Origin of the sequence: Burkholderia sp. Bp8992 (assembly GCF_003853705.1) — a bacterium.
Lineage (GTDB): Bacteria > Pseudomonadota > Gammaproteobacteria > Burkholderiales > Burkholderiaceae > Burkholderia.
In genome coordinates this window covers 162461-178960 of record NZ_QTQI01000016.1, presented here as the reverse complement: position 1 = coordinate 178960, position 16500 = coordinate 162461, and the positions used below count along the sequence as shown (strand labels likewise).

Genomic DNA, 16500 nt, shown 5'->3' with positions numbered 1-16500 from the left:
CCATCGTCCGTTCGTTCGATTGACCGGCCCCGCGCGCGCTCCTAAACTGATCTCCCTTTTACGTCGCACCGACAAAAGGGACTGCCATGATCGACCTCTCCACACTCGCGCTGTTCTCTGGCGCGTGTCTCGCGCTGACCGCCACGCCCGGCCCCGACATGCTGCTGATCGCGTCCCGCAGCGTGAGCCAGGGCCGGCGCGCCGGCTTCGCGACGCTCGCGGGCATTCAGGCCGGCACCTACTGCCACGCGCTCGCGGCCGCGCTCGGGTTGTCGCAGCTCTTCGTCGCGGTGCCGCTCGCGTATGACGCCGTGCGCTTCGCGGGCGCCGCGTATCTGCTGTATCTCGCGTGGAAGACGTTCCGGTCGGATGCGACCGCGCTGTCGCCCGTCGCGTCGCCACGCCGCCACTCGACCGCCGCGATCTTCCGCCAGGGCCTGACGACGAACCTGCTGAACCCGAAGATGGCGCTGTTCGTGCTCGCGCTGTTCCCGCAGTTCGTGCGGCCCGAGCACGGTTCGATCGCCGTGCAGATTCTCGTGCTCGCGACGGTGCTGAACCTGATCGGGATCGTCGTGAACGGCGCGGTGATTCTCTCCGCGAGCCGGCTGAGCCAGCGGATCGGCGCGCGCCGCCGGCCGTCGAAGCTGCCGCAGTACCTGCTCGGGTCGGTGTTCGTGGGGCTGGCCGCGCGGCTTGCGGTGGCGGGGCGTCCGTAGTTGTGAACGGATCAGGCAATCGCACCGGTGCAATCGAATAAGCGAGGTTTGAAACGACACCATATGACCCACTGCGCGAGCATGCATTGGCCGACCCCGAGGTACGTGCCGAATACGAACGAGTGAACCGCGAGGAATTCGTGCCGCTCGATGCAATGCTTGCTGCGCGACGAGCGGCCGGTACGACGCAAGCCGATACTGCCGATGGATCGAAAACGAGCGCGACCTTCGTGAAGTGACACCAGCTTGCGTCAGTACCCGATTCAGGCGCAGCCCGGATTGTCACGTTCGGACACGTTTTCGACGTGCTCGCGCGTATCCGCCACCACCCGCAATGCGCCGCTATCGAGCAGGCTCGCCGGCGTCACCGTGCGGCGGCGCCACGGAATCCGGCCGAAGTACCAGATCTTCCAGAAACCGAGCGGATGATCGGGATTCCGGCGCAGCAGCATGTCGAAGGTCTCGACGTCGCCGAGCACGATCCGTGTCGCATCGCGCACGACTTCGCGCACGAACCGCGAGCAGAACTGCCGGCGCGACGCGAGATTGAAACCCGTGTCGTACACCACGCCGATCCGGCGCATCGCCGCGTCGACGAGCCGGCGCCGCTGCGCGGCATCGAGCGGCTGCTTGAGTCGCGCGATCACGCATGCGCCGCGATCGGAGCGCGCGCGAAACCGCGACATCGTCGTCACGCGCGACAGCGGAAACGTGCTCTCCGCGATCAGCACCTCGCCGCCGCGCGCGCCGACGACGATCCCGACATGATTCGTCCACGAGCGCGTCGCGCTCGCCACTTCGAGAAACGGCCGCGCGGTCACGCGAATGAACACGATGTCGCCGATCTCCGGTTCGACCGGCAACGGCACGTCATGCGCTTCGGGAGTACCAACGTGGAATGAGCGCCGCCGGCCTGCGCCGGGCGATCGGATCATGAGCGGCTGGCAGCCGGTGTCGACGACCATACGGACCTCGCACGAGTAGTGATGGCGCGAGCATGTCAGCAGCGGCCGTGCGCCGCACCCGCTTCATGTGCGAGGGTGGGGTTTCGCACCGCCCGGGGGCGGATTTCGATACCGGCGTGACGCGCGCAGGCGTCGCGGCCTTCAGCGCGTCGCGCCCAGCGCCACGCGCAGCCGCTCCATCAGCTGCGTGTAATGCCGCAGCACGTCGTCCTTCGGCACGACGTTCGCGGTCGCGAAACGATCGGCCCACACCGGCTTCCACTCGTACGAACCGTGCACGCTGCGATCGCCGTCGGGCGCCTGGATCAGCGAGCGGATCCGCGCGTCGCGGCCCGGGCCCGTATGCACGTCGAACAGCGCGTGAATGTACGTGTGATACGCGTCGTACACGTCGTCGTCGAACAGGTAGCGGTAGATATGGAACGTGCGGTCGAGGTCGCGTTTCGCGCGGATCACGTCGTCCGGCGAGATGTCCTTCCAGTAGCCGATCCACGTGTAGAAGCACAGCAGCGCGTTGAGCTGCGGCGCGACGGCGTCGTACAGCGCCAGCCGCTTCTCGATCAGCCTCTGGTTGGTCCACTGCACGAGTTCGAGCCGCTTCAGCCGGCGCGCGACGAGCCAGCCGAGACACGCGACCGACAACGGCGTCAGCACGCCGAGCACGAGCTTGACGATTTCCAGCGAATTCCACGGGGTGTTGATTGGCTGCATGAATGACCCGACAAGAAGAAACGCCTTCGCTTCAACGCATGACCCGGCGCGCAGCGCCGCGCGCCCGATCGCGTCGACATTGACCGTTAGTTGCTTGCGCATCGAACGTCGCACGACCGCTCCGGCAACGCGTGTGACGCGACCGACCTCGCCAGTTTATCCGGCGATTGTCACCGCGCGATGACCATTCGTCGACGCGTCGCCGCCGACCCGCATCGCACTATGTCGGCAGCGCCGACGTGAGCTTGACCTTCTGCATCGGAATGTCGGTCTTCACGCTGAGTACGCCGGGAATGCGCGTCAGGTATTCCATCTGGAAGCGCCGGTAGTCGTCGATGTCGGCGGCGACGACGCGCAGCAGGAAATCGCAATCGCCGGCCATCAGGTGGCATTCGACGACTTCCGGCATCTGCTGGACGGCCTCCGAGAAACGGTTCACCGATTCCGCGTCCTGCCCCTTCAGCCACACGCGCGTGAAGATCGTAAGCCCCTTGCCGACTTTCGCGGGATTCAGCACGGCCACGTATTTCTCGATCACGCCCGCTTCCTCGAGGAGCCGCACGCGCCGCAGGCACGGCGACGGCGACAGCCCGACCTCGTGCGCGAGTTCCACGTTCTGCATCCGGCCGTCGCGCTGCAGCGCGCTCAGGATCCGGCGGTCGATAGCGTCAAGTTTCATTTGGCATCCAATTCCAAAAAATTCATGTATTGCGCGTTCAATGCCAAATTCTGAGAAAAATCTGGCGACAACGCAACCCGATTCGAGTCAAAAAAGCAGACAATCCCTCCCCCGAAGGAGGAGTAATGAGCAGTAGCGTTTCAACGTCGTCCGGGCTTCGCGACAAGCCCGCCTATGTCGCCGAGATGGGTCGCGGTTTGCGCGCGGCACTGCCCGTCATGCTGGGTTTCGTGCCGTTCGCGCTCGTGCTGGGCGCGCAGGCCGCGCAAAAAGGGCTGAGCCTGTTCGAGGTGCCGATGATGACGGGCCTGAACTTCGGCGGCGGCTCGGAATTCGCGGCGATCCATCTGTGGACGTCGCCGCCGCACATCGCGCTGATCGTCGCGATGTCGTTCCTCGTGAATTCGCGCCACATCCTGATGGGCGCTGCATTCGAGCCGTATATCCGGCGCCTGCCGCGCCGCCGCGCGTTCGTCGCGCTGTTCTTCATGTGCGACGAGAGCTGGGCGATGTCGCTCGCCGACGCGAGGGCCCGCTCGGCCACGCACATCAGCGTGCCCTATTACGCGGGCATCTGCATGGGGCTCTACCTGACGTGGATCTCGATGACGACGCTCGGCGCGGCGGTCGGCCCGACGATCGGCAACGTCGAGCAGTACGGCTTCGACATGGCGTTCACGGCCGTGTTTCTGGTGCTGCTGCGCGGCATGTGGAAGGGGGTGCGCGCGAGCCGCCCGTGGTTCGTGAGCCTCGTCGTCGCGGCAGCCACGCATCTCGCCGTGCCCGGCGCGTGGTACGTCGCGGCCGGCGCGTGCGCGGGGCTGATCGCCGCGCTGCTGTGGGAGCCGCGCGATGCCTGAGCTTCCGGATTTCAGCACCGTCACGACGATCGTGCTGATGGCGTCGACGACCTATCTGTCGCGCATCCTCGGCTACGTGCTGCTGCGCAACCGCACGCTGAGCCCGCGGATGGCGTCGGTGATGGAGAACGTGCCGGGCTGCGTGCTGATCTCGGTGATCGCGCCGGCCTTCGTGTCGACGCGCCCCGCCGACCTGCTCGCGCTCGCGATCACCCTCGTCGCGGCGACGCGCCTGTCGATCCTGCCGACCGTCATCGTCGGCGTCGTGTCGGCCGGCCTGCTGCGCTACCTGCTCGGCTGAGCGTTTCCGGCCGCCGCCTCGACGGCACATTCAACGACGAACGGGCGCGCGCTGCGCCCGTTTTCACGTTCGCGCCAGACTGCGACGAATGCGCGACACGACGATCCTCACGCCGGAGTGCTAGCCTTGTGGCTTGCGCCGCGCACGCAGCGGCGCTGCACGCCCTCTCCCACTGCCCATCTCCGCGAGGATCGTCCCGATGCAAGAAACCCGCCCGCTGTTCGACCGCGTCCTGCTCACCAACGACGACGGATTCGACGCCCCCGGCCTGGAAGTACTCGAACAGGTCGCCACGCAACTGGCACGCGAAGTGTGGATCGTCGCGCCGGCGGAAGACCAGAGCGGCACGTCGCACTCGCTGAGCCTGCACGAACCGCTGCGCGTGCATCGAAAGGGCGAGCGCCGCTTCGCGGTGCGCGGCACGCCCGGCGACTGCGTCGCGATCGCGGTCAGCCACCTGATGAAGGATGCGCGGCCCGACGTCGTGCTGTCCGGCGTGAACCGCGGCGCGAACCTCGGCACCGAAACGGTGTTTTCCGGCACGGTCGGCGCCGCGATGACGAGCATGCTGGTCGGCGTGCCGGCCATCGCGCTGAGTCAGGCATTCACCGATCGCAACGCAGTGCCGTGGAGCACCGCGCTCGCGCATGCGCCGGACGTCATTCGCCGGCTCGTCGCCGCCGGCTGGGACAGCGACGCCTGCCTCAACGTGAATTTCCCGCCGCGGCCGGCCGACGACGTGCGCGGCCTGAAGGTGACGAACCAGGGCGCCGGCACGCTGCAGGGCGTCGAGATCGTGTCGGGGCGCGATCCGCGCGAGATCGACTATCACTGGCTGAAGCTCGCGCGCGCCCCGCGCGACGACGACGCGGATTCGGAAACGGTCGCACTCGGTGAAGGCCATATCGCGGTCACGCCGCTGAAGTTCGAGCGCACGCACGATCAGGCGCTCGCGCGGCTGCGGTCGAATCTCGGCTGATCGTCCGCGCCTTCAGACAGCGCCGGCGGTCGCGCACGGGACACGCGCGCCGCCGCCGTGTCCCTCACGTCAGGTTCAAGCCGCCGTCGAGCATCACGATCTCGCCCGTCATGTAATCGGACGCGACGAGCATCGCGACCGTCTGCGCGATGTCGTCCGGCGTCGCCGCGCGACGCATCGGCGCCCGCTCGCGCCACAGCTGCTGCGCGTCCGTCCAGTCGGCGGTCAGCGGCGTATCGACGAGCCCCGGCGCCACGGCATTGACGCGAATCGCCGGTGCGAGCGTGCGTGCGAGCAGCCGTGTCGTGTGATTGAGCGCGGCCTTCGCGGCCGCATACGGGATCGACGCGCCCTTCGGCCGCACGCCCGCGTGCGAACTGATGTTCACGACACACCCGGCGCGCCCGTGCGATGCCGCCTCGCGCAGCGCGGCCTCCGCTTCGGCGACGAGCCGGAACGGCGCGATCACGTTGATCTCGTGCATCTCGCGCCACACGTCGGGCGTGGCCGCCGCGAGGTCGTCATGCGCAATCACGCGGCTGACGCCCGCGTTGTTGACGAGCACGTCGAGCCGACCGTGCACGGCGAGCGCGTCGCGAATCAATCGCACACGCTCCGTATCGTCCGCGAGATCGGCCTGCACGTAGGCGCCGCCGAGTTCGCGCGCCATCGCGCGCCCGGTGTCGGCCGAACTGCGCGAATGCAGGATCACCGCGTAGCCGTCCGCCGCCAGGCGGCGCGCGACGGCTGCGCCGATTCCCGACGTCGAGCCGGTGACGAGCGCGACCGGCCGCTGCACGCGCGACGCGCGCGGCTCGACGGCGGCTTCGGTGTCGGGGGCCGTCTCGGCAATCGGGGCAGACATCGGCGGAAGCGGCGCGTCCATGGCGTGGATCCCGTTCAGTGGCGTTCCCGCATCATAAGCGCGACGGGGTCGCGAGAAGCAAATTCATGCTTTGGATCGCTGCCACCGATACATCAGCCAGAACACAAAGCCCGCCACTGCCCCCAGGCCCACGAACGCCAGGAACCCCAAAGCGGCCGACAAGCCTTCCTTGAAAACATCGTCGTTCCAGATGGCGGTGTAAATGAAATAGGTGGCGATCCACGTCAGCAACCCCGTGATGCTGCCGCACAGGCACGATGAAATCATCGACACGCGCCAGTATTTCGTGACGAGCAGATATTGCGGAATCGCAAACGCTGCCGTGCCGAGGTACGCGATCGGCACGGAATACTTGAGCGACCCCGGATCGTCGGCCAAATACGACCACACCAGGCCGGGCACGAGGGCAGCGAGCGCAAAAGCGAGAAAAGGTATCGGACGCATCGAAGCAGGCAGCCGCTAGCTGCAGCCGTTCCATTGAAATCAAGCTCGATCGGCGCACGAATCCGGAGACGGCGTGCAATCGGCCGTCACGGCCGCTTCGGCAACTCGACATACTCCTCGAGCTCGCCCGCGATATAAAGCCGCTTGCCGATTCGCGGGTATTCGCAGACGTCGTGTTCGAGCCGCTGCCCGCCGACGAGCAACTCCAGCGGTGCCTCGCCGGTGTTCTGCACCGTATGCGCTTCGCCGCCGCGCGGGAAGCCGATGAAATCGCCGGGCCCGATTTCACTCGCGCGTTCGCCGATCGTGACCGAGCCCGTGCCGGACAGCACGTACACGAACTCTTCTTCGTACAGGTGACGGTGATATTCGGCCGATTCGTGACCGGGCATCAGCGTGAGCAGGTGAACGCCGAATTGCGTCAGGCCGGTCAGGTCGCTGAGTTGTCGCTTGAGTCGGACGGCATTGGGATTGAGCGAATGCACCGCGCGCGTCGGTTCCATCTTCGCGATATCGGCGGCCTTCAGCAGTTCCCGGGGAAAGGGAGTCGACATGGGGATCTCGCAAGCGTGAATGCTTCTGTTGGACGCGGTGCCGGTGCGGCCCGCGCAGCGGCTATTGTCCGACATTTTCACGCGTGCAAGGGTGCGCACGGCCGCTGCGCTTCATCGACCGCCATAAGGTTGCGTCCGCAACCGTTACAGCCGCGGACGGCAGGTGACGCTCAACCCACGTGCACGCCGCGCAGCTTCGTCAGCAACGCGACGAGCCGATCGATGTGCGCATCCTCGGTGCGCCACGACGACACGCTGATCCGGAACGCCGGCCGCCCCTGCCACACGGTCGCGCCGAACCACACGTCGCCCGATGCCTGCGCGGCGTCGAGGATCGCGGCGGTTTCGTCGTCGGTGCCGGCGCGCACGAGCACCTGGTTCAGCACGACGCGGTTCAGCACGTCGTAGCCGGCCGCACGCAAGCCGTCCGCGATCCGCGCCGCCTGCGCGCAGTGCCGCTCGACCATCGTCGCCAGGCCGGCGCGGCCGAGCGAGCGCAGCGCGGCCCATACCGGAATGCCGCGTGCACGCCGCGAGAATTCGAGATTCAGGTTCTTCTGCGCATCCTGCGCGCCGCTCAGGTACACGGCGTCGCTGTTCATCGCGGTGGCAAGCGCGGCCGCGTCGCGGCAGATCACCATCGCGCCGTCGTACGGCGTGTTGAGCCACTTGTGGCCGTCGGTCGTCCAGCTGTCCGCGCCGTCGATGCCGTCCGTCAGCGCCCGCTTCGACGACGCGCGCGCCCATAGGCCGAACGCGCCGTCCACGTGCACCCACGCTCCGGCCGCCTTCGCGGGCGGAATCAATGCCGCGAACGGATCGAATTCGCCGGTGTTCACTTCGCCGGCCTGCACGCAGAGGATCGTCATGTCGTCGAGCGGCGGCAACTGCGCGGGGTCGATGCGGCCGTGCGTATCGACCGGCGCCACGACGATGCGCTTCATCCCGAAGCCGAGCACGCGCAGCGCCTTCTTCACCGTGATGTGCGCGAGCGCGGAGATCACGACCTTCACTTCGGGCGCGCCGATCAGGCCGTCCTCGTCGATATCCCATCCCTTGCGCGCGAGCAGCGCGCGCCGTGCGGCCACCAGCGCGACGAGCGTGCAGGCCGTCGCGCTCGTGCCGAAGCCGACCGCGCTGCCTTCCGGCAACCCGAGCGCATCGACGACCCAGCGCGCGGCCTGGCGCTCGAGCGTCGCAGCCACCGGCGAATTCGCATACGACGACGCGCACTGGTCCCACGCGAGCATCAGCCGCTCGGCCGCCGCCGCGGCCGGCAGCGCCGCGCCGATCACGAAGCCGAAGTAGTTCGGGCCGTTCGATGCGACCGTCGCGGGCGTGCCGTGCTCGTCGAGCAGGCGCAGCACGTCGTCGGCCGGGCGGCCCACATCGGGCAACGGTTCGTCGAACGCGGCGAGGCCGGCCAGCGCGGCTGCGTCGGGAAACGCGCGCCGGTCGGCGGTTGCAGCCAGATACGCGTGCGCGCGCCGGTCGGCGTCGGCCAGCAGTGCAAGTTCGTCCATGTCGATTGCCTCGGTGAGCGTCAGAGTTGCGAGAGATCGCGGCCGAGCTGCTGCAGCGCGCCGTCGATCCGCTTGTAGTACGTGAACTTGCCGACGCGGGTCGCCCGCACGAGCCCGGCGTCCGCGAGGATGCGCATGTGGCGCGTGGTCGTGGCCGGCGCGATGCCGAGCTTCTCGGTGATATACGTGCAGCACACGCCGAGCTCGTCGAAGTCGCCGTGCGGCTGCGGCGGGAAATGCTCGCGCGGCTGCTTGAGCCAGCGCAGCACGGCCAGACGGCTTTCGTTGGCCAAGGCGCTGATCCGGGTAACGTCGTCCATGAGGTGCGGTTTCGTTTGACGTTTTGAATATTAGCTAAATGACGAAATGTGGGCAAATGGTTTGGCGAGGGATTTCAGCCGGCGATGCGATCGCAGCGAGATCGACGCGGGAACGTGTGGCGACGTGTTACGCCGCCGTCAGCGCCTGCGCCAGCCTGTCGATCAACGCGCGCACGCGCCTGGGCTGCGCGGTGCTGCCCGGATAGACGATCCGCAAGTCGACTTCGCCCGGCGAGAAGTCGCGAAGCACTTCGACGAGCGCGCCAGACGCCAGATCCTGCTCGACATCGACCAGCGACTTCAGCGCAATGCCATGCCCCGCGACGCACCACGCACGCACGAGCGCGCCGTCGTTGGCGACGCGCCGGCCGCGCACCATCACGCGCTTCGTTTCCCCTTCGATGCTGAACGGCCATTCGGCATAGAGGTCCGGCCCGAAGCGCATCACGATGCAGTCGTGAGCAGCAAGATCGTCCGGATGCGTGGGCGTGCCGTGCGCGGCCAGATACGCGGGAGACGCACACACCACGCGCCGCGCGCGGCCGAGCGAACGGCTGCGCAGCGAACTGTCCGCGAGCGTGCCGCGACGGATCGCGAAATCGAGGCCCTGCCCGACGAGATCGACGTAGCCGTCGCCAAGATGCAGATCGACCGTGACGCCCGGATGCTCGGCGAGGAACGCATCGACGACGGGCACCACGCGCTCGCGCCCGAGATCGGCCGGCGCGCTCAACCGCACGGGCCCCGACAGCGTCTGCACGCCCAGCCGCACACGGCTTTCGAGTTCGTCGGCCTCGGCCAGCAGGCGCCGCGCGCCGTCGACGAGCGTGCGGCCCTCGTCGGTCAGGCTGATCGCACGCGTCGTGCGCGTGAGCAGCGCCGCGCCGTAGTGGCGCTCGAGCGCCGTCAGCCGCTCGGACACCGTGGCCGGCGACAGCCCGACCTCGCGTCCCGCCGCGGCGAGCCCGCCCTTCTCCACGATGCGCAGGAACAGCGCGAGGTTGTCGAGCAGCATTGTTCGCCTCTTCCGAAGGATATTTTCGCTATCTTCAGGATTATCGGGAAAAGTCGCAAACGGTACAGTGGTCGCCTGACGTTCGACATGCGGCCTCGCCCCGCTCACACGACACAAGGAAACGCAGATGGAATACCGTACGCTCGGCCGTTCCGGCCTCAAGGTTCCTGTCCTGAGCTTCGGCGCAGGCACCTTCGGCGGCAGTGGCCCGCTGTTCAGCGCATGGGGCAACACGGGCGCGGACGAAGCGCGGCGCCTCGTCGACATCTGCCTCGAAGCCGGCGTCAACCTGTTCGACACGGCCGACGTGTATTCGGACGGCGAATCCGAGCGTGTGCTCGGCGCCGCGATCAAGGGGCGCCGCGACCAGGTGCTGATCTCGACGAAGACGGGCCTGCCGACCGGCAGCGGCCCGAACGACGCGGGCACGTCGCGCGCGCGACTGGTACGCGCCGTCGACGACGCGCTGCGTCGCCTCGACACCGACTACATCGACCTGCTGCAGTTGCACGCGTTCGATGCGGGCACGCCGGTCGAGGAGGTGATGTCGACGCTCGACGATCTCGTGCGCGCGGGCAAGCTGCGCTATCTCGGCGTGTCGAACTTCGCCGGCTGGCAGATCATGAAGTCGCTCGCGGCGGCCGACCGGCACGGCTGGTCGCGTTATGTCGCCAACCAGGTCTACTACTCGCTCGTCGGCCGCGACTACGAATGGGACCTGATGCCGCTCGGCGCCGACCAGGGCCTCGGGGCGCTTGTGTGGAGCCCGCTCGGCTGGGGCCGGCTCACCGGCAAGATCCGCCGCAATGCGCCGCTGCCCGAAGGCAGCCGCCTGCATGAAACGGCCAGCTACGGGCCGCCGGTCGATGACGAACGCCTGTACGACGTGGTCGATGTACTCGACGCGATCGCGGAAGAAACCGGCAAGACCGTGCCGCAGATCGCGCTGAACTGGCTGCTGCAGCGGCCGACCGTGTCGTCGGTGATCATCGGCGCGCGCAACGAGGAACAGTTGCGGCAGAACCTCGGCGCGGTCGGCTGGGCGCTGACCGATGCGCAGGTCGCGAAGCTCGATGCGGCGAGTGCAGTGGAAGCGCCTTATCCGCACTTCCCGTATCGCCGGCAAGAGGCGTTCGCGCGGTTGAATCCGCCGATGCGCGGGTAAGGGGCGGCGGTGACGCGGCGGTGCGACCTTGTCGGTCGCGCCGATGCTCGATGCGTGGCCGTGGCACCAGAAAGCGAGGGCGTCATGGGCCTACCCGTCGAGTCGAGAACTTCCTATCGTTGAGGCCTGCGACGTGCCCGCCGGACGGGCAACGCACCCACTCCTCGAAAGGTTCGCAAACATGAGCGCCACCGACACCGGCCTGACCGTACGCGCAGTCCGGGAAGACGACTACGACCAATGGCTGCCGCTGTGGGACGGCTACAACCGCTTCTACGGCCGCTTCGACGACACCGCGCTGCCGCTGCACGTCACGCAGCTCACGTGGTCGCGCTTCTTCGACGGGTACGAACCCGTGCACGCGCTCGTTGCCGAGCGTGACGACAGGCTCGTCGGACTCGTGCATTTCCTTTACCACCGCAGTACGACCCACGCCGGGCCGTCCTGCTATCTGCAGGATCTGTTCACGCTGGACAGCGAACGCGGCAAAGGCGTCGGCCGCGCGCTGATCGAAGCCGTGTATGACGCCGCGCGCCGGCATCGCGCCGAACGCGTGTACTGGCAGACGCACGAGAAGAATCACACGGCACAGCGGCTCTACGACACCGTCGCGGAGAAAACGGGCGGGATTGTTTACCGGAAGACGCTGCCGCGTTGAGTACGCCGGGGCGGGCACTCACTCCAACGGCCGTGCCTTGATCCACAGAAACAGCGGCACGCGCGCCCACTGTTTCAACGCACTGAGTACCGGAACGCGAGCAAGCGCCGGCCCCCTTGGATCAATCCGCACGCTCGAGCGCGATGCTGCGATCGCAGTCGTGGTCGCTTCGACAGCCTGGTTGGTAGCCCCCAGGACACAGGATCTCTATTCACGTCCGATTTTGCATCTCTTGGGCTACAAATGACGACATTGGCAGATGTAGCAGAGATGCTGCGTCATGCAGCGGGGCTTTCTCAGAAAGAGCTGGCCGAACAGCGCACGATGAGAGATGCGTGGCCAATGCGCGCTGCATGTCGTCGAGGTCCATCAGCACGTTGTACGCGATCACGAGATCGAAGCTGGCCGCATCGAACGGTAGCGCCGCCGCGTCGGCCCATTGGTAGTGATGCGCGGAATCCGATTTCCCTCGTGAGCCAGTTGATTGATTCGCTCAATCCCACGGATTCAGGATGGCGACACCGGTTTCAACAAAATCGGCAACGTTGCGCGTCACGACCGTCATGCCATGCACGATCGCCGTCGCAGCAATGAGCGCATCCCGCTCGGATCGCCGGTCCGGCACATGGAGCCGTGCGCCTCGTTGGGCGACAACAGTATCGACCGGTAACACGCGACCCGCGAACTCGGGCAGGACGTGCCCGTCAAGCCATGCCCTGAGTAGCGCGCCCTGTTCTGCGTCTCTGCGCTCGATCTGCAAGACACCTGTCTCCAGCTCCATGATCGTGATGGCCGAGACAAACAGCACCGACGCATCGACGGTCGAACACCAGGCCGCCACGTTCCTGTCCGCCTTGCCCGCCCGCACTTTCCGGAGTTCCGAAACCACATGGGTATCGAGAACGAACATCATCAGAAATCGATCTCCTTGGTCTTGACGCTTGCGCGCGGCGGATCGAATTCGATGTCCTCGACACCTGGCATGGCGAGCGAGTCGGCAATGTTGCGCCGCTGCCGAGTGAGACGCTGGTATTCCGCGAAACTCAGCAGCACATGGGCAGGCTTGCCGCGGTCGGTGATGAACACGGGGCCGTTCTTTGTCGCCTTCTTTGCCTTGGTCACGTCCTGGTTGAGTTCACGACTCGAGAGCGTGGTGATGGTCACGATGAACTCCTGGAATCCACATATGTAGGTACGTTACTACACTGCGTGGATCCATGTCATTCCTCTCCCTGCCCGGCGGGTTCCTCGCGATACCTGTAGCAACGTCCTACAGTTACGAGAAACAACCCGCACCGCCGCGCCTCGCCCCGCTCGACGATGCGCACCCGATTCCGAGGAAAGTCCATGCCGAGCATCCTGGCCGCTCCCGCCAATCTCCCCCCGAGCCCCGTCGCGGCGGAAACACGCATGGTGCACGATGTGGCGACGCTGCAGCCGGCCGACTACCGTTCGGCGGATGGTGCATCGTGGGTCATTTCAACCATTACACCGGCCAGGGACAGCGGCGAGAACGTCACCGGCACGACGTACTTCGACACCGCGAAAGGCCGGACCGTCCCCGTGCCCGACGCGCGCCGCCGCTACGCGAATCGCGGCACGTGGCAGGTCATCGCGAGTTCGAGCCCGTCGGTGCCCGCGACGGGCCGCTACGACTGGCTGACGCTCGCATGGCTGCCGATCAACCGGCGGCCGCTGCCGCAAACGCCCGAGCATCTGTATTCGCCGTTCATTCGCGGCGGCACGATCGTCTATCGGTGGAATCCGGCGGCCGAAGGCGGCGAGCAGTTCGGCAACGTGCGGATGATCTTTCCGGAATGGACGCAGCAGGTGGCCGATGCGCTGCGGTCCGTGCAGAACGGCGCGTCAAGCACGCCGCCTGCGCTCGAACGCCTGAAAACAGACGGCAACCCGATGGCCGCCGTGCTCGACTTCGGCGCTGCGCTGCAGGAAGAACCGGCGGAACGGATCGTCGCGCAACTGCCTGCGTTGCTGCGGGTGAAGGATCGGCACGAACTGTCGGCGCTCGTGTACCTGTGCCTGTCCACGCCGCACGCGGAAGACCGGCCACGCTTCGTCGAAACGATCAACCAGGCCATCGCGGACACCGACGACCGCGCACGCCTGCTGGCCATCGCATACGGCGCGGTCGCCGCGGGGCGGACGCAACCGGTTCCGTTCCGCGACAGTACGCTGAGGGCGCTCATCGACGACGTGTTCGGCGTGCTGAAACGGCGGACGGCGGCGCTCGGCGTGCCCGTCGGGGAAGGGACGCCGTGGTATGAGTTCTTTACGGCGTATCGGTTGGGTGAAGCGGTGCCGGGCAACGGCCGGTAATCGCTCGCCGCACATTGTCTCGACCATTCTCCGGTGCAAATACGCCGCGTCGACCGAACGCCGAATCGATTCTCGATCTATTCGACGAATTGAATCGGATCGCGCCGTGCTAGATTCCCGCTCGGCCATAGCGCCCATTCAAATAACCTCAATCAAAAGACCAAATCATGAAATCTCTTATCCGTCATGCCGCGCTGGCATTCGTGACGATCGGCTTCCTGTCGGGCTGCGCCAGCAGCGTGACGCGCGACGCCAGCGGTCCGGCAGGGGCCGCCGTGACCGCATCGACGACCCAATTCGGCAAGAAACCCGTGATCGTAAAGGTCACGCTCGACAATGCCGCGCAGGAAGCGTTGAAAGACAACCTGAAGTTCGACGCGAAGAAACTGCAGGAGAAAATCGAAACCGCACTGGACGCACGCAAGCTGCTGGCCAAAGCGGATACGACCGATGCGATGCACCTGAATGTCGAAGTCACCGGTATTCGCGTGCGCTCGAGTTTCTCGGCCGTCATGTTCGGCTTCATGGCCGGCAGCGATTACGTCGACGGCACCGTCACGCTCACCGATGCCGACAATCATCCGGTCGACCACTTCAAGGTGTCGGCGTCGTATGCGCTCGGCGGTATCGCCGGCATCGACAGCATGCGCATGGACTGGCTGTACGAGAAATTCACCGAGAAGACGCTCGCGACGCTCGATCCGGCGACCGCGGGAACGCAGACCGACGCGGCAGCGGCAGCGTCGAAGAAGCTGTAAGACCCGACGCCCGACGGATCGCGGATGCGCGGCCCGTCGGGCCATGGCGGCAGCCCCTGTGCCGCCGCCAACGGACAACCTCGCCGGTCGCCGAACCGGGCGTCAGGCAATGCGCGAGTGAATGCCCTGTGCTCGCATCTGGCAGCGTTCCTATTCCGTTGAACCAGCCGATATGCATCGGATGCGGCCGCGCCCACCGACCGCCACAAGACACTCACGCCCGCCCGCACGACGACGAAAAAGCGGCCACTCGCGGGAGGAGCGGCCGTCAAGGAGATATCCCTGTTCGGGATGTCGGGGGACACCACATCTCACCGGTACGCGTATTGTTGATGAGCGGAATTCCGCTGACCATCAGACTGGTCTGATTCGCTGCCCTTCCGCATGAAAATCACGCAGTCCTGATCCATGCGCATGCGTCGAATCCGCAATACGCCGTTACGTTCTCGAAGGGAACCCCCATACGTGGCAACCGGTCGAAACGCCGACATCGCCGTCGACGGTTTCATCGCCGCGGCGGACAATCACTTCTCCTCCCCCGCTCGTCCACGTCCAACCGTTCCTTTACATGCTGAGCATCGGTCCCTTCTCGATCCGCATCGTCGCGGTAGCCGCCGCCGCGCTGGTGGCATGGCTCGTCGCGCGTTTCATCCAGCGCCGCCCGCCTGACGGGCATCACAAGACGGCATCGAGCCTGATCCTCGACGTGCTGCTGCTCGGGCTGATCGCCGCGCGCGTCGGCTATATCGCGCAGTGGTGGAGCGACTATGCGGCATCGCCGCGCTCGATCGTCGCGCTCGGCGACGGCGGCTTCGACTGGCGCATCGGCCTGGTAGCCGCCCTGATGTTCGCGGGCTGGCGCTTGCGCCGCTTGCCCGCGCTGCGGCGGCCGGTGCTGGCCGGCATCGTCGCGGGCCTCGGCGCGTGGGGCATCGCGCAAGGCACGCTGGCGACGTTGCAGCAGAGCGCACCGCCGCTGGCCGCGATGCAGCTTCAAACACTCGACGCAGCGCCCGTGCTGCCGGCGAGCTTCGTCGGCAAGCCAGTCGTCGTGAACCTGTGGGCGACATGGTGCCCGCCGTGCCAGCGCGAGATGCCGATTCTCGAACAGGCGCAGCGTGACCATCCTGGCATCACGGTGCTGATGATCAATCAGGGCGAAAATGCGCAGGTCGTGCGTGCGTTCCTCGAACAAAAGAGCCTGCGCTTCGATCACGTGCTGCTCGATCCGTCGCTGCACGCGATGCATGCCTATGGATCGCGCGGACTGCCGACCACGCTGTTCTTCAACGCAAAGGGCGAACTCGTCGAATCGCACATGGGCGAGCTGACCGCCGCGCGGCTGAAGGACGCCGTCGCGCAACGCTTCGGGCAGTAACGCGTGTCGGGGGACGGGAAGCGGCCGATGCCGACCTGAACATGCCGGGCCTCGACGGCTGCGCGTTTGCGCGGGTGCTGCGCGAGCGCGGACGTTCGAACGCTATCGGCAGTTGCGAATGAGATCCTTGAACGACGTGCGGCGAGCGAGTCGAAGCAATCGGTTGACACGTTCTCTAACACATCGGTTATCGAGCGATGAAGCTACCAGCCTATGCGACTTCCCCGGATTCGTTATGTGGCAAGCAT

20 protein-coding genes and 1 pseudogene are annotated in these 16500 nt (G+C 66.5%); 9 read left to right on the top strand and 12 right to left on the bottom strand.

The features are described from left to right. The first annotated feature begins 86 nt into the window (after nucleotides 1–86). Entirely contained in the window at nucleotides 87–719 is a 633-nt protein-coding gene (locus DIE03_RS23300) for a LysE family translocator (RefSeq protein WP_124454447.1), read from the top strand. A 263-nt stretch (nucleotides 720–982) separates the two neighbouring features. Here the strand turns inward: DIE03_RS23300 and DIE03_RS23290 are convergent, their stop codons facing one another. The 3 genes from DIE03_RS23290 to DIE03_RS23280 all read right to left on the bottom strand — a co-directional run bounded on the left by DIE03_RS23290 (nucleotide 983) and on the right by DIE03_RS23280 (nucleotide 3074). Beyond that, a complete protein-coding gene (locus tag DIE03_RS23290) occupies nucleotides 983–1684 on the bottom strand; it encodes a YebB family permuted papain-like enzyme (RefSeq protein WP_124454445.1) in 702 nt (233 codons plus the stop codon). Between the two features lie 141 nt (nucleotides 1685–1825). Beyond that, a complete protein-coding gene (locus DIE03_RS23285; protein WP_124454443.1) occupies nucleotides 1826–2395 on the bottom strand; it encodes a hypothetical protein in 570 nt (189 codons plus the stop codon). A 220-nt stretch (nucleotides 2396–2615) separates the two neighbouring features. Next, nucleotides 2616–3074, bottom strand: a complete 459-nt coding sequence (locus DIE03_RS23280) for an Lrp/AsnC family transcriptional regulator (RefSeq protein WP_059237883.1) — start codon at nucleotides 3072–3074, stop codon at nucleotides 2616–2618. 125 nt (nucleotides 3075–3199) lie between these two features. On the opposite strand from DIE03_RS23280, the gene DIE03_RS23275 reads away from it, so the two are divergent. The 3 genes from DIE03_RS23275 to surE all read left to right on the top strand — a co-directional run bounded on the left by DIE03_RS23275 (nucleotide 3200) and on the right by surE (nucleotide 5214). Continuing rightward, the gene (locus DIE03_RS23275) at nucleotides 3200–3934 is read left to right on the top strand and encodes an AzlC family ABC transporter permease (RefSeq protein WP_124454441.1); all 735 of its coding nucleotides are present in this window, start codon (nucleotides 3200–3202) and stop codon (nucleotides 3932–3934) included. Next, the gene (locus DIE03_RS23270; RefSeq protein ID WP_124454439.1) at nucleotides 3927–4235 is read left to right on the top strand and encodes an AzlD family protein; all 309 of its coding nucleotides are present in this window, start codon (nucleotides 3927–3929) and stop codon (nucleotides 4233–4235) included. The genes DIE03_RS23275 and DIE03_RS23270 overlap by 8 nt, the downstream gene beginning before the upstream one ends. Before the next feature lie 199 nt (nucleotides 4236–4434). Next, on the top strand, nucleotides 4435–5214 hold the full coding sequence (gene surE / locus DIE03_RS23265) for a 5'/3'-nucleotidase SurE (RefSeq protein WP_124454437.1): 780 nt from the start codon (nucleotides 4435–4437) through the stop codon (nucleotides 5212–5214). A gap of 64 nt (nucleotides 5215–5278) precedes the next feature. On the opposite strand, the gene DIE03_RS23260 is transcribed toward surE, so the two are convergent. The 6 genes from DIE03_RS23260 to DIE03_RS23235 form a co-directional block, all read right to left on the bottom strand. Then, on the bottom strand, nucleotides 5279–6100 hold the full coding sequence (locus DIE03_RS23260; protein WP_124454435.1) for an SDR family NAD(P)-dependent oxidoreductase: 822 nt from the start codon (nucleotides 6098–6100) through the stop codon (nucleotides 5279–5281). Between the two features lie 63 nt (nucleotides 6101–6163). Then, nucleotides 6164–6544 (bottom strand): hypothetical protein, encoded by a 381-nt coding sequence (locus DIE03_RS23255; protein ID WP_124454433.1) that lies wholly within the window; start codon nucleotides 6542–6544, stop codon nucleotides 6164–6166. Between the two features lie 86 nt (nucleotides 6545–6630). Then, a complete protein-coding gene (locus tag DIE03_RS23250) occupies nucleotides 6631–7098 on the bottom strand; it encodes a cupin domain-containing protein (protein ID WP_124454431.1) in 468 nt (155 codons plus the stop codon). Between the two features lie 170 nt (nucleotides 7099–7268). Beyond that, nucleotides 7269–8621 carry an aminotransferase class V-fold PLP-dependent enzyme gene (locus DIE03_RS23245; protein WP_124454429.1) on the bottom strand — a complete coding sequence of 451 codons (1353 nt, stop codon included), beginning with the start codon at nucleotides 8619–8621 and terminating at the stop codon, nucleotides 7269–7271. A 20-nt stretch (nucleotides 8622–8641) separates the two neighbouring features. After that, the gene (locus DIE03_RS23240) at nucleotides 8642–8941 is read right to left on the bottom strand and encodes a helix-turn-helix transcriptional regulator (RefSeq protein ID WP_124454427.1); all 300 of its coding nucleotides are present in this window, start codon (nucleotides 8939–8941) and stop codon (nucleotides 8642–8644) included. A 127-nt stretch (nucleotides 8942–9068) separates the two neighbouring features. Then, nucleotides 9069–9956: a LysR family transcriptional regulator gene (locus DIE03_RS23235; protein WP_124454425.1), complete on the bottom strand. Its 888-nt coding sequence runs from the start codon at nucleotides 9954–9956 to the stop codon at nucleotides 9069–9071. 127 nt (nucleotides 9957–10083) lie between these two features. Here DIE03_RS23235 and DIE03_RS23230 point away from each other — a divergent pair, with 127 nt between their 5' ends. Next, nucleotides 10084–11121: an aldo/keto reductase gene (locus DIE03_RS23230; RefSeq protein ID WP_124454423.1), complete on the top strand. Its 1038-nt coding sequence runs from the start codon at nucleotides 10084–10086 to the stop codon at nucleotides 11119–11121. A gap of 181 nt (nucleotides 11122–11302) precedes the next feature. Next, nucleotides 11303–11779, top strand: coding sequence for a GNAT family N-acetyltransferase (locus tag DIE03_RS23225; RefSeq protein ID WP_124454421.1), 477 nt, complete (start codon nucleotides 11303–11305; stop codon nucleotides 11777–11779). 340 nt (nucleotides 11780–12119) lie between these two features. On the opposite strand, the pseudogene DIE03_RS23220 reads toward DIE03_RS23225, so the two are convergent. From DIE03_RS23220 to DIE03_RS23210, 3 genes and pseudogenes are all read right to left on the bottom strand, one after another. Next, nucleotides 12120–12242: pseudogene (locus DIE03_RS23220) on the bottom strand (methyltransferase domain-containing protein); the annotation flags it as partial. A 30-nt stretch (nucleotides 12243–12272) separates the two neighbouring features. Continuing rightward, a complete protein-coding gene (locus DIE03_RS23215; protein WP_185658204.1) occupies nucleotides 12273–12692 on the bottom strand; it encodes a type II toxin-antitoxin system VapC family toxin in 420 nt (139 codons plus the stop codon). Beyond that, a complete protein-coding gene (locus tag DIE03_RS23210; protein ID WP_124454419.1) occupies nucleotides 12692–12943 on the bottom strand; it encodes a type II toxin-antitoxin system Phd/YefM family antitoxin in 252 nt (83 codons plus the stop codon). The genes DIE03_RS23215 and DIE03_RS23210 overlap by 1 nt, the downstream gene beginning before the upstream one ends. Before the next feature lie 183 nt (nucleotides 12944–13126). Here DIE03_RS23210 and DIE03_RS23205 point away from each other — a divergent pair, with 183 nt between their 5' ends. The 3 genes from DIE03_RS23205 (at nucleotide 13127) to DIE03_RS23195 (ending at nucleotide 16252) form a co-directional block, all read left to right on the top strand. Further along, complete coding sequence (locus DIE03_RS23205) at nucleotides 13127–14116, top strand: hypothetical protein (RefSeq protein ID WP_124454417.1); 990 nt, start codon at nucleotides 13127–13129, stop codon at nucleotides 14114–14116. 167 nt (nucleotides 14117–14283) lie between these two features. Next, nucleotides 14284–14874 carry a DUF4410 domain-containing protein gene (locus tag DIE03_RS23200; protein ID WP_124454415.1) on the top strand — a complete coding sequence of 197 codons (591 nt, stop codon included), beginning with the start codon at nucleotides 14284–14286 and terminating at the stop codon, nucleotides 14872–14874. Between the two features lie 568 nt (nucleotides 14875–15442). Beyond that, nucleotides 15443–16252: a TlpA disulfide reductase family protein gene (locus DIE03_RS23195; protein ID WP_124454413.1), complete on the top strand. Its 810-nt coding sequence runs from the start codon at nucleotides 15443–15445 to the stop codon at nucleotides 16250–16252. Nucleotides 16253–16500: the final 248 nt, after the last annotated feature.

Coding starts and splice junctions, on each gene's coding strand:
- DIE03_RS23300 (WP_124454447.1), top strand. CDS start 87: ATGATCGACCTCTCCACACTCGCGCTGTTCTCTGGCGCGTGTCTCGCG.
- DIE03_RS23290 (WP_124454445.1), bottom strand. CDS start 1,684: ATGGTCGTCGACACCGGCTGCCAGCCGCTCATGATCCGATCGCCCGGC.
- DIE03_RS23285 (WP_124454443.1), bottom strand. CDS start 2,395: ATGCAGCCAATCAACACCCCGTGGAATTCGCTGGAAATCGTCAAGCTC.
- DIE03_RS23280 (WP_059237883.1), bottom strand. CDS start 3,074: ATGAAACTTGACGCTATCGACCGCCGGATCCTGAGCGCGCTGCAGCGC.
- DIE03_RS23275 (WP_124454441.1), top strand. CDS start 3,200: ATGAGCAGTAGCGTTTCAACGTCGTCCGGGCTTCGCGACAAGCCCGCC.
- DIE03_RS23270 (WP_124454439.1), top strand. CDS start 3,927: ATGCCTGAGCTTCCGGATTTCAGCACCGTCACGACGATCGTGCTGATG.
- surE (WP_124454437.1), top strand. CDS start 4,435: ATGCAAGAAACCCGCCCGCTGTTCGACCGCGTCCTGCTCACCAACGAC.
- DIE03_RS23260 (WP_124454435.1), bottom strand. CDS start 6,100: ATGGACGCGCCGCTTCCGCCGATGTCTGCCCCGATTGCCGAGACGGCC.
- DIE03_RS23255 (WP_124454433.1), bottom strand. CDS start 6,544: ATGCGTCCGATACCTTTTCTCGCTTTTGCGCTCGCTGCCCTCGTGCCC.
- DIE03_RS23250 (WP_124454431.1), bottom strand. CDS start 7,098: ATGTCGACTCCCTTTCCCCGGGAACTGCTGAAGGCCGCCGATATCGCG.
- DIE03_RS23245 (WP_124454429.1), bottom strand. CDS start 8,621: ATGGACGAACTTGCACTGCTGGCCGACGCCGACCGGCGCGCGCACGCG.
- DIE03_RS23240 (WP_124454427.1), bottom strand. CDS start 8,941: ATGGACGACGTTACCCGGATCAGCGCCTTGGCCAACGAAAGCCGTCTG.
- DIE03_RS23235 (WP_124454425.1), bottom strand. CDS start 9,956: ATGCTGCTCGACAACCTCGCGCTGTTCCTGCGCATCGTGGAGAAGGGC.
- DIE03_RS23230 (WP_124454423.1), top strand. CDS start 10,084: ATGGAATACCGTACGCTCGGCCGTTCCGGCCTCAAGGTTCCTGTCCTG.
- DIE03_RS23225 (WP_124454421.1), top strand. CDS start 11,303: ATGAGCGCCACCGACACCGGCCTGACCGTACGCGCAGTCCGGGAAGAC.
- DIE03_RS23215 (WP_185658204.1), bottom strand. CDS start 12,692: ATGATGTTCGTTCTCGATACCCATGTGGTTTCGGAACTCCGGAAAGTG.
- DIE03_RS23205 (WP_124454417.1), top strand. CDS start 13,127: ATGCCGAGCATCCTGGCCGCTCCCGCCAATCTCCCCCCGAGCCCCGTC.
- DIE03_RS23200 (WP_124454415.1), top strand. CDS start 14,284: ATGAAATCTCTTATCCGTCATGCCGCGCTGGCATTCGTGACGATCGGC.
- DIE03_RS23195 (WP_124454413.1), top strand. CDS start 15,443: ATGCTGAGCATCGGTCCCTTCTCGATCCGCATCGTCGCGGTAGCCGCC.